The sequence below is a fragment of the Micromonospora sp. NPDC051300 genome (genome assembly GCF_044455315.1).
Taxonomy (GTDB): Bacteria; Actinomycetota; Actinomycetes; order Mycobacteriales; family Micromonosporaceae; genus Micromonospora; species Micromonospora robiginosa.
In genome coordinates, this window is sequence record NZ_JBITEP010000022.1 from 107,233 (window position 1) to 117,796 (window position 10,564).

The following is a 10,564-nucleotide window of genomic DNA, read 5'->3' on the forward strand; positions in this document are numbered from 1 at the left end:
GGGAGAACGTCGTGACCGTGCTCAGCCAGACCGCCCTGCTCGTCGAACTCGAGCCCGTGGTCGAGAAGAACCTCGACCGGCACCTGTCGCTCGCCAAGGAGTGGTTCCCGCACGAGTACGTGCCGTGGAGCGTCGGGCGCACGTTCGACGGGCCGCTCGGCGGCGAGGCGTGGTCGGCGTCCGACTCCACGATCCCCGAGGTGGCGCGCACCGCGCTGATCGTCAACCTGCTCACCGAGGACAACCTGCCCTCCTACCACCACGAGATCGCCACGCTGTTCGGGCGCGACGGCGCGTGGGGCACCTGGGTGCACCGGTGGACCGCCGAGGAGGGGCGGCACGGCACCGCGATCCGCGACTACCTGACGGTGACCCGGGCGGTGGACCCGGTGGCGCTGGAACGGGCCCGGATGGTGCACATGTCCGCCGGCTACCACAACGTCCACGACGACGAGGTGCTGCACTCGCTGGCGTACGTGTCGTTCCAGGAGTTGGCCACCCGCATCTCGCACCGCAACACCGGCCGGGCCACCGGCGACCCGGCCTGCGAGGCGCTGCTGGCGCGGGTGGCGGCCGACGAGAACCTGCACATGGTCTTCTACCGCAACCTGCTCGCGGCGGCGTTCGAGCTGGCGCCGAGTCAGGCGATGCGGGCGGTGGCCGACGTGCTGGCCGACTTCCAGATGCCGGGGGTCGGCATCGACGGCTTCGCCCGCAAGTCGGTGGCGATCGCCCTGGCCGGCATCTACGACCTGCGCCAGCACCGCGACGAGGTGGTGATGCCGGTGCTGCGCCAGTGGAACCTGTTCGAGGTGACCGGCCTGACCGCCGACGGCGAGACCGCCCGCGAGCAGATCGCCGCCCACCTGGAGACCCTGGAGACCCAGGCGTCCCGCTTCGAGGACCGCCGCGCCACCCGAGCCGCCCGCCTGACCCCCACCCCCTAACCCCCCAACCCCCCACCGGCCCTCACCCCGCCCTCTCGTCGATCATGAAGTTGGCGGCGACAAAACGGACGCCCCAGGCCGCTAACTTCATGATCAACTCTGAGCCCCGCGCCCCGGCCCCGCGCCTGGGTCGGCGTTCCGCTGACGTGATCAAGGGCTTTGTGTCGGAGTTGATCTCCGGGGTGACGCAAACTCCTTGATCGCCCGACCGCTCGAGCCTGCCCGGATCGGTGGAGCGCGAGCGGGGGGCGTGCGGCGGTCGGGTGGCGCGCCATGGGTGTCTGGCGGGCCCTGACGCACCCGTGCTGCTCCACTCGCGGGCAACGTGGGGCGCGGAGTCTGATCCTCGGCGGGAGTCGTCCCCGCTCCCGCGATCTTGCACTTGCCGCCCCGGCAAAAGGCTCTGTCCAGACATTTCGTGGGCCGCAAGTGCAAGATCGACGGCGGGCGCTCCGGCAAGAGGTGCGATCCAGGGAACTCGGGGGCCGCAGGTGTGAGATCGCGGGGGAGTGGGGGCGGGTGGTCAGGCGGGGTGGGAGGGCAGGGGGAAGAGGAGGCAGGTCGAGGTGGCGTGGGCCACCAGGCGGTTCGCCGGGTCGGTGAGGCGGGCCTCGGCCAGGGCGGTCCGGCGGCCACGTTGCAGCACGGTGCCCTCGCAGCGCAGGGTGCCGCTGGAGACGGTGACCGGGCGCAGGAACTTCACGTTGAGGTCGAGCGACGTGTAGCCGACGCCGACCGGCAGTGTGGTGTGCACGGCGCAGCCGGCGGCGGTGTCCAGCAGCGTGGAGAGGACGCCGCCGTGCACGGTGCCGAGCGGGTTGTAGTGGAACTCCTGCGGCAGCAGTTCGACCACGACCCGACCCTCGTCGGCCTCCATCCGGGCGATGTCGATCAAGTTGGTGATCGGCGGGGCGGACAGCTCGCCGGCGATCATCGCGCGCATCAGGTCGAGGCCGCTGCGCCGGCCCAGGTGGGCGGCACCGGCGACCGGGTCGGCCCAGGTGAACGTGCGGCTGCGCTCCTGCGTCTCAGTCATGGACCCAGCCTCCCAGCGCGTTGCTGAGTCTGTCAATCAGACCTAGCCTGGTCGGCATGAGACCCGCGGCACTGGACTGGTCGGTCGAGAACTGCACGATCGGGCGCGCCATGGAGATCCTCGGCGAGCGCTGGACCGTGGTCGTGCTCCGCGAGGTGTTCAGCGGCGTGCGCCGCTTCGACGACATGCGGGTACGCACCGGCGTCCCGCGCCAGGTGCTGACCAACCGCCTGGCCATGCTGGTGGAGCGTGGGGTGCTGCGCCGGGAGCCGTACCGCGAGCCGGGTAGTCGGGAGCGGCACGAGTACCGGCTCACCGAGATGGGGCTGGACCTGTGGCCGGTGCTGGTGGCCGTGCTCGGCTGGGGGGACCGCTATCTCGCCGACCCGGAGGGCGCGCCGCTGACCGTGACGCACCGTGACTGCGGCGCCGAGGTGCGGGTGGCGTTGCGCTGCGCCGAGGGGCACGACCTGAGCGGACCGCGCGACGCGGTGCCGCGCCCGGGTCCGGGGGCCCGTCGCCGCGCCTGACGGGAGCCCGCGGCGGCTCTGACACCCGGTGACGATCTTGTTGCTTGAGTGTTACATCCGGTGGCGGTGCGAATCCGGGCAAACGCATGTCTTGCTTACGATCTTAAATATGTGAATACTTTGGTCAGCCCGGACGGTTTCCCCAGGTCGCCCGGGTTGCCCTCGGGCGTTTCCCCATGACGACGCCCGTTCACCCCCGTTCGGAGGTTGTTACATGCGACCCACGAGGTCCACGCTCCGTCGCGCCGCCGCCATCGCCGTGGCCGGCACCCTGGTCACCGGCTCCCTGCTCGGCGCGCCCGCCCAGGCCGCCCCCGCGTCGCCCGCCTCACCCGACGCCGCCGCCGGCCTCGTCGCCAAGCTCGGCGACCGCGCCGCCGGCACGTACGCCGACGCCAGCGGCAAGATGGTCGTCACGGTGACCGACGCCGCGGCCGCCCGCCAGGTGCACGCCGCCGGCGCCATCCCGAAGCTCGTCACCCGCGGCGCCAACCAGCTCAAGGCCGCCACCAGCGAGCTGGAGCGCTCCGCCAAGATCCCGGGCACCGCCTGGTGGACCGACGCGGCGACCAACCAGGTCGTCGTCTCGGTCGACAGCACCGTCACCGGCGCCAAGCTGGAGCGGGTCAAGGCCGCGGCCGCCCGCACCGGCGGCGCGGTCCGCATCGAGGCCGAGGCCGGCACCCTGACCACCCGGATCTCCGGCGGCCAGGCCATCTACACCGGTGGCTACCGCTGCTCGCTCGGCTTCAACGTGCGCAGCGGCTCGACCTACTACTTCCTGACCGCCGGACACTGCACCAACCTCGGCTCGACCTGGTACTCGAACTCCAGCCAGACGTCCGTGCTGGGCACCCGGGCCGGCACCAGCTTCCCGGGCAACGACTACGGCATCGTCCGGCACAGCAACTCGGCCAACGCGGCCGGCAACGTCTACCTCTACAACGGCAGCTACCAGGACATCACCACGGCCGGCAACGCGTACGTCGGCCAGTCGGTCCGTCGCTCCGGCAGCACCACCGGCCTGCGCAGCGGCTCCGTCTCGGCGACCAACGCGACGGTCAACTACGCCGAGGGCAGCGTCTCCGGCCTGATCCGCACCAACGTCTGCGCCGAGGGTGGCGACAGCGGCGGCTCGCTCTTCTCCGGCAGCACCGCGCTCGGCCTCACCTCCGGTGGCAGCGGCAACTGCTCCTCCGGCGGCACCACCTACTTCCAGCCGGTCACCGAGCCGCTCAGCGTCTACGGCGTGAGCGTCTTCTGATCCTCGCTCCACGAACGGGCCGCCGGGTGACCGGTGGCCCGTTCCGCGTGTCCGGGCCGCCCGACGGGTACGCCTCGACGGGTGCCGGGTAGCCGGCCGGCCCGCCCTGACAGAATGCTCCGGAGCAGTCGTGGACAGATGAGGAGTCGCCAGCCGTGATCCGTACCCACAATGCCGGAAGCCTGCGCGCCGCGGACGCCGGCTCGACGGTGACGCTCGCCGGGTGGGTGGCCCGCCGGCGCGACCACGGCGGTGTCATCTTCGTCGACCTGCGCGACGCCTCCGGCGTGGTGCAGGTGGTCTTCCGCGAGGAGGACGCGCACGCGCTGCGCAACGAGTTCTGCGTCAAGGTCACCGGCGAGGTGACCCGCCGCCCGGAGGGCAACGAGAACCCCGAGCTGCCGACCGGCGAGGTCGAGGTGACCGCCGCCGCGCTGGAGGTGCTCTCCGAGGCCGCGCCGCTGCCGCTGCCGGTGGACGACCAGGTCGAGGCCGGCGACGACATCCGGCTCAAGTACCGCTACCTGGACCTGCGCCGGGGCGGCCCGGCGAAGGCGATGCGGCTGCGCTCGAAGGCCAACCAGCTCGCCCGCACGGTGCTGCACGAGCGGGACTTCCTGGAGATCGAGACGCCCACCCTGACCCGCTCCACCCCGGAGGGCGCGCGCGACTTCCTGGTCCCGGTGCGCCTTCAGCCGGGCAGTTGGTACGCGCTGCCGCAGTCCCCGCAGCTCTTCAAGCAGCTGCTCATGGTCGGCGGCATGGAGCGCTACTACCAGATCGCCCGCTGCTACCGGGACGAGGACTTCCGCGCCGACCGGCAGCCGGAGTTCACCCAACTCGACATCGAGATGTCGTTCGTCACCGAGGACGACGTGATCGACCTCGGCGAGGCGATCGTCTCCTCGCTCTGGAAGGACCTGGCCGGGCACGAGATCAGCCGGCCGATCCCGCGTATCACCTGGCACGACGCGATGGCCCGCTACGGCTCCGACAAGCCTGACCTGCGCTACGGCGTGGAGCTGACCGAGCTGACCGACTACCTGCGCGGCACCGCGTTCCGGGTGTTCGCCGGCGCGATCGACGCGGGCGGCTACGTCGGCGCGGTGGTCATGCCGGGCGGCGCGAGCCAGACCCGCAAGGAGCTAGACGGCTGGCAGGACTGGGCCAAGGCGCGCGGCGCGAAGGGCCTGGCGTACGTGGTGCTCGACGCGGAGACCGGCGAGGCGCGCGGGCCGGTGGCGAAGAACCTGTCCGAGGAGCACCTGGGCGGGCTGGCCGACGCGGTCGGCGCGAAGCCCGGCGACGCGGTCTTCTTCGCCGCGAGCACGAACACCCGGGAGGCGCAGGAGCTGCTCGGCGCGGCCCGGATCGAGATCGCCAAGCGGGCCGGGCTGGTCGACGAGAGCGCCTGGGCGTTCTGCTGGGTGGTCGACGCGCCCATGTTCGAACGGACCGACGAGGGCGGCTGGACCGCCGTGCACCACCCGTTCACCTCGCCGAACGCCGAGTGGGTGGACCGGTTCGAGGAGGCGCCGGACCGGGCGCTGGCCTACGCGTACGACATCGTCTGCAACGGCAACGAGATCGGCGGCGGCTCGATCCGTATCCACCGGGGCGACGTGCAGCAGCGGGTGTTCGACCTGCTCGGCATCACCCCGGACGAGGCGCAGGACAAGTTCGGCTTCCTGCTGGAGGCGTTCAAGTACGGCGCCCCGCCGCACGGCGGCATCGCGTTCGGCTGGGACCGGGTGTGCATGCTGCTGGCCGGCGCGGACTCGATCCGCGAGGTGATCGCGTTCCCGAAGACCCGCGGCGGCTTCGACCCGCTGACCGGCGCGCCGACGCCGATCACCGGGCAGCAGCGCGCCGAGGCGGGCATCGACGCCAAGCCGAAGGCGCCCGCCGCGCCGCACGCCGGCACCGCCGGCCCGGCCGCGCCGGTGGCCGACCCGACCTGATCCTCGCCTCGTCGAAGGGCCCGCGTCATGATGACGCGGGCCTTTTCGATCATCAGGAGGACGGGATGAACCTGCTCGTGGTGGGCGCCGCCGGCTTTCTCGGCGCCGAGCTGTGCCGGCAGGCGGTCGCCGCCGGGCACCGGGTGGTCGGCACGTACCACACGGCCGCCGTCGCGGTGCCGGGCGTCGCGTCGCACCGGCTCGACGTCACCGACCGCGCCGCCGTGCGCGCGCTGCTGACCGGGGTACGCCCCGACTGCGTGGTCAGCACGCCGTACCGCTTCGACGACTGGGCGGTCACCGCCGACGGGGCGGGCCACGTCGCGTCCGCCGCCGCCGAGGTGGGGGCGCGGCTGGTGCACCTGTCCAGCGACGCGGTGCACGCCGGGCGTCCCGAGCCGTACGCAGACGCCGAGGCGCCCACGCCGGTGTATCCGTACGGGGCGGCGAAGGCGGCGGCGGAGACGGCGGTGCGGGCCGTCGACCCGGGCGCCCTGGTGGTGCGGACCTCGCTGATCCTGGGGGAGGGCAGCAAACAGATCCAGCGCTGCCGGGACGCGCTCGTCGGCCGGGCCACGCTGTTCAGCGACGAGATCCGCTGCCCGATCGACGTCACCGACCTGGCCGGCGCGGTGCTGGAGCTGTTGCCGACCGACCTGGCCGGCCCGCTCAACGTGGCCGGGCCGGACGAGGCCAGCCGCGCCGACCTGGGGCGGCTGCTGGCCCGCCGGCTCGGCGTCGACCCGGCCGCGCTGCGGACCACCACCACGGTCGCCGCGGGCCTGCACCGTCCCGTCGAGGTACGCCTCGACTCGGCCCGGGCGGCCGGCCTGCTCCGGACCCGCCTGCGCGGCGTCGCCGAACTGTTCGGCTGAGCCTCACCGGTTGCACAGTTTCTTTGCACGGGTCTTGTGCACAGTAAGTTTGCACAGATAGTGTGCATCGCATGGAGAGTGAACCGACCCGTCCCGAGCCGCGCCGCGTCCGCCTCGACCACCAGCAGGTGCGGGTGCTGGCGCATCCGCTGCGGATGCGCCTGGTCGGCGCGCTGCGGGTGAACGGGCCGTCCACCGCCACCCGGCTGGCCGAGCTGCTCGACACCAACACTGGCGCGACCAGCTACCACCTGCGCCAGCTCGCCGAGGTCGGCATGGTGGTCGAGGACCCCGACCTGGGCACCGGTCGGCAGCGCTACTGGCGCGCCGCGCACGAGGTCACCCAGTGGGAGGCCAGCGACTACGACGACGACCCGGACGCCCGCGCCGCCATCGAGTGGATCGAGGCGGACTACATCCGCTTCTTCAGCCACCACGCCGAACGGTGGGCCGCCCGCCGCCACGAGTGGTCGCCCGCCTGGCGCGACGCGTTCGGCATGGGCGACTTCTTCATGCGCATCCCGGCCACCCGCCTGGAAGCGATCAAGGCGGAGGTGTTCGCGCTCTTCGAACGTCACCGCGACGAGACCGACCCCGACGACCCCGACGCCGAGATGGTGCAGCTCTACCTCGCCGCCTTCCCGCTGAGCACGGTCCTGCCACCCACCGAGGAGAAGCCGTGAGCACCCTGTCCGTACGCCAGGTCCGGTTCCGTTACCTCACGCTCTACGGCCTGCGCTGGCTGCCCAGCGGCCTGCTGATGACCGTGATGATCCTGCTGATGCAGGAGCGCGGCCTGTCGCTGTCCCAGATCGGCCTGGTCGCCACCGCGCAGGGCCTGGTGGTGCTGGCGCTGGAGCTGCCCACCGGCGGGTTCGCCGACGCGCTCGGCCGCAAGCCGGTGCTGCTGGCCGCCTGGGCGGTCGCGCTCGTCTCCCTGGCGCTGATGGCGGTGGCCGACTCGTTCTGGATGTTCTTCCTGGTCTGGGCGTTGCAGGGCGTCTACCGGGCGCTCGACAGCGGCCCGCTGGAGTCCTGGTACGTCGACGCCACGCTCGCCGCCGACCCGCACGCCGAGTACGAGCGCGGCCTGGGCTGGGCCGGCACCGTCGTCGGGGTCGCCATCGGCACCGGCGCGCTGCTCGGCGGCGGCCTGGTCGCGCTCGGCCCGGTCGGTCCGGTCAGCGCGCTGACCCTGCCGGTGCTCGTCGCCGCCGTGCTCCAGGGAGTCTCGATCGTGGCGCTGCTGCTGCTGATGACCGAGCAGCGACACGCCTCGGGTCCGGTCGCGCTGCGCGCCTCGGTGGTGGAGGCGCCCCGGATGGTCGGCCAGGCCCTCGGCCTGCTCCGCCGCAACCGGGTGCTGCTCGCGCTGGTCTCGGTCGAGCTGTTCTGGGGCTTCGGCATGGTCACCTTCGAGTCGCTGCTGCCGGTGCGGCTCTCCGAGGTCGTCGGTGACGCCGACCGGGCGGCGACCCTGCTCGGCCCCGCCGGGACGGCGGCCTGGCTGGCCAACGCGGCCGGCGCCGCGCTCACCCCGCTCCTGCTGCGCCGGCTCGGCGCCGCCCCGGCCGCCGCGCTGATGCGGGTGCTGCAGGGCGTGACGGTGGTCGCCATGGGCCTGCTCGCCGGCCCGGTCGGTGTGCTGATCGCCTACCTGGCCTGCTACGCCGTGCACGGCGCCTCGAACCCGCTGCACATGGGACTGCTGCACCGGCAGGTCGACGGGCCGTACCGGACCAGCGTGCTGTCGCTGAACTCGATGATGGGCCAGCCGGCCGGGGCGCTCGGCGCGGTGGTGCTGACCGCGCTCGCGGACGCCACGAGCGTCGGCACCGCCATGCTCGTCGGCGCCGTGATGCTTGCCGTGGCCGCGCCGCTCTACCTGCCCGCCTGGCGGGCCAGCCGGGCCGCCGCTCGTGCCGGGAGCGCGGAGCCCGAGGTGATGGCGCCCGCGGAGGCGGCGCCCGAGGCGGCGCGCTCCGGTGCGGTGTTCGCGACCGGACCCGACGGGAGCCCTGCGGGCCCCGGCCCGGTGGTGGTCCCGACGTCGGCGCCATCCGCTGGTGCTGGTGCCGCGGGCCGGTCCGTCTGATGGATGGCGCATCGTCCGGTGCCCGGGATGTGGCCGCGGCGAGGGAGGGGCGCCGTCGCCCCGCATGCCGTCGAGCCGGGGCGGTCGGGTCGCCGGTGCGGGAGCGTGGGGAACTCAGGCCAGGCGGATCGAGGTGCGGTGCGCGACGTTCGTGAAGCCGAGCCGGCGGTAGAGCCGGATCGCGCCGACGTTCACCGGATAGACGCCGAGCGCCACGTGGTCGTAGCGCTCGAACAGCGCGCCGGTCATTCCGGCGGTCAGCGCGGCGCCCAGCCCTCGGCCGCGCTGTTCGGACGCCACGGTCAGCCCGGCCAGGAAGCCGACGTCGCCACGGCTGCGGTCGGCGCCGCACGCGATCAGGCGGTCGCCGTCGCGGATGCCGTACCAGTCGACGACGCCCCGGTCCCCCGGCCGGGAGGTGCTGTCGGGGAAGGCCGCCTCGATCAGCGCGGCCAGCGCCGGGTGGTCTGCCCCGGTGAGCCGGACCACCCGCTCCTGCCCCGGCTGCGCCGGCGGCGGGGCCGTGGTCCAGAGAAAGTCCCAGTCGCTCAGCCCAACCGCCGGCAGCCGTGCGGTCACCTCGTCCGGCGCGACGCGGGACAGGTTCACCGACTGGCCGGCGGTCAGCGTCCCGTCCGCCCGCAGGGCGGCGAAGATGTCGAGCGCCGGGCCGGGCGTGCCGAGCGCGGCGCCGGCCGACCACTCACCCGGCGGGAGCAGCCAACCGACCGCGCCGTCCCGCCGCCAACCCCGCGCGACCCGGTCGCGCCGGAGCGCGTGCCGGGCGTACGGGTGGTGGCCGGTCGCGGCGAGCAGCGCCTCCCGCCCGGTCAGCACCTGGTCGGCAGCGATCACGCCGCCAGCCTACGAGAGGAGCAGCCATGACTCCCATTCGCTCCGTCCGGGCGGTCCACCTGCCCGGCCCACGGTGCGCGCTGCGCGAGTGGACCGACGCGGACGCCCCCGTCCTGCACGCGTTCCTGACCGAGCCGGCCGTGGCCGACGGGCTGCTGGACGACGAGGTGCCGACCCCGGACGCGGTGACCGCCGCCGTCGCGACCTGGCGGGCGGCGGCCGGCGACGAGCCCCGCCCGGAGTACCGGTTGGCGGCGGTCGACGGCGACCGGCTGGTCGGCCTGGGTGTGCTCGCGGTGACGTCGGCGGAGCACCGGCGCGGTGAGATCGGCTACGCGGTGCGTACCGCCCACCAGGGCGCCGGCCTCGGCACCGAGATCGCGGCGTTGCTGCTGGACCTCGCGTTCACCCGGGTGGGGCTGCACCGGGTGGAGGCGACCACCCGCCCCGACAACGTCGCCTCGCACCGGGTGCTGGCGAAGGCCGGCCTGCGACCGGAGGGGGTGAGCCGCGACCACCTGCTCGTCCGCGGCGTCTGGCGGGACTCGGCCCGGTACGCGATCCTCGCCACCGACCGGTTCCACGGTGGAGATTGACGAACAGACCGATCGGGTACATCCGTCGCCGACCTACTGGGAACCCCCACCGGAGGAACCACATGCTCGCCATTCTCGCGGCCATCGTGTTCGGCTTCGCGCTGCTGCTCGACTTCATGAACACCGACCTCGGCGCGCCGGATCTGTTCAGCACCTCGACCCTCATGCTCATCGGTTTCCTGCTGCTCTCGCTCTACCTCGCCGGCGTCGGCTCCGGCCCGCGCGGCGGCGGGGGCGGGCGCTGGTACCGCGGCCGTCGTCCGGGCCGCGGCTGACCGGAAACGACCACCCGGGCCGGGGGGGGGGGGCGGGGGGCGGCGCCCCCCCCCCCCCCCCCCCAGGGAGTGGGGGGGGAGGACACACCCCCCCACACCCCCCCGCCCCCCCCCCCGCCCCCCCCCCCCC

11 protein-coding genes are annotated in these 10,564 nt (G+C 73.6%); 9 read left to right on the plus strand and 2 right to left on the minus strand.

Annotated features, from left to right (window positions below):
- Nucleotides 1–11: 11 nt before the first annotated feature.
- Entirely contained in the window at nucleotides 12–947 is a 936-nt protein-coding gene (locus ACIA5A_RS22925) for an acyl-ACP desaturase (RefSeq protein WP_396765775.1), read from the plus strand.
- A gap of 523 nt (nucleotides 948–1,470) precedes the next feature.
- On the opposite strand, the gene ACIA5A_RS22930 is transcribed toward ACIA5A_RS22925, so the two are convergent.
- Complete coding sequence (locus ACIA5A_RS22930; protein ID WP_396765778.1) at nucleotides 1,471–1,983, minus strand: PaaI family thioesterase; 513 nt, start codon at nucleotides 1,981–1,983, stop codon at nucleotides 1,471–1,473.
- A gap of 56 nt (nucleotides 1,984–2,039) precedes the next feature.
- Between ACIA5A_RS22930 and ACIA5A_RS22935 the strand changes: the two genes are divergently transcribed.
- From ACIA5A_RS22935 to ACIA5A_RS22960, 6 genes are all read left to right on the plus strand, one after another.
- The gene (locus ACIA5A_RS22935) at nucleotides 2,040–2,513 is read left to right on the plus strand and encodes a winged helix-turn-helix transcriptional regulator (RefSeq protein ID WP_396765782.1); all 474 of its coding nucleotides are present in this window, start codon (nucleotides 2,040–2,042) and stop codon (nucleotides 2,511–2,513) included.
- 214 nt (nucleotides 2,514–2,727) lie between these two features.
- Nucleotides 2,728–3,777 (plus strand): S1 family peptidase, encoded by a 1,050-nt coding sequence (locus tag ACIA5A_RS22940; RefSeq protein WP_396765784.1) that lies wholly within the window; start codon nucleotides 2,728–2,730, stop codon nucleotides 3,775–3,777.
- A 155-nt stretch (nucleotides 3,778–3,932) separates the two neighbouring features.
- Nucleotides 3,933–5,738, plus strand: coding sequence for an aspartate--tRNA ligase (aspS, locus tag ACIA5A_RS22945; protein ID WP_396765787.1), 1,806 nt, complete (start codon nucleotides 3,933–3,935; stop codon nucleotides 5,736–5,738).
- Nucleotides 5,739–5,803: 65 nt separating this feature from the next.
- Entirely contained in the window at nucleotides 5,804–6,613 is an 810-nt protein-coding gene (locus ACIA5A_RS22950; RefSeq protein ID WP_396765790.1) for an SDR family oxidoreductase, read from the plus strand.
- A gap of 71 nt (nucleotides 6,614–6,684) precedes the next feature.
- Nucleotides 6,685–7,296 (plus strand): ArsR/SmtB family transcription factor, encoded by a 612-nt coding sequence (locus tag ACIA5A_RS22955; RefSeq protein WP_396765793.1) that lies wholly within the window; start codon nucleotides 6,685–6,687, stop codon nucleotides 7,294–7,296.
- Nucleotides 7,293–8,708 (plus strand): MFS transporter, encoded by a 1,416-nt coding sequence (locus tag ACIA5A_RS22960; RefSeq protein WP_396765795.1) that lies wholly within the window; start codon nucleotides 7,293–7,295, stop codon nucleotides 8,706–8,708. Before ACIA5A_RS22955 ends, ACIA5A_RS22960 begins: the two co-directional genes overlap by 4 nt.
- Before the next feature lie 114 nt (nucleotides 8,709–8,822).
- Here the strand turns inward: ACIA5A_RS22960 and ACIA5A_RS22965 are convergent, their stop codons facing one another.
- On the minus strand, nucleotides 8,823–9,563 hold the full coding sequence (locus ACIA5A_RS22965) for a GNAT family N-acetyltransferase (RefSeq protein WP_396765798.1): 741 nt from the start codon (nucleotides 9,561–9,563) through the stop codon (nucleotides 8,823–8,825).
- A gap of 26 nt (nucleotides 9,564–9,589) precedes the next feature.
- Here ACIA5A_RS22965 and ACIA5A_RS22970 point away from each other — a divergent pair, with 26 nt between their 5' ends.
- Both ACIA5A_RS22970 and ACIA5A_RS22975 read left to right on the plus strand, forming a co-directional pair.
- The gene (locus ACIA5A_RS22970) at nucleotides 9,590–10,159 is read left to right on the plus strand and encodes a GNAT family N-acetyltransferase (protein WP_396765801.1); all 570 of its coding nucleotides are present in this window, start codon (nucleotides 9,590–9,592) and stop codon (nucleotides 10,157–10,159) included.
- Nucleotides 10,160–10,221: 62 nt separating this feature from the next.
- Nucleotides 10,222–10,434 carry a hypothetical protein gene (locus ACIA5A_RS22975; protein WP_018785054.1) on the plus strand — a complete coding sequence of 71 codons (213 nt, stop codon included), beginning with the start codon at nucleotides 10,222–10,224 and terminating at the stop codon, nucleotides 10,432–10,434.
- Nucleotides 10,435–10,564 lie beyond the last annotated feature (130 nt).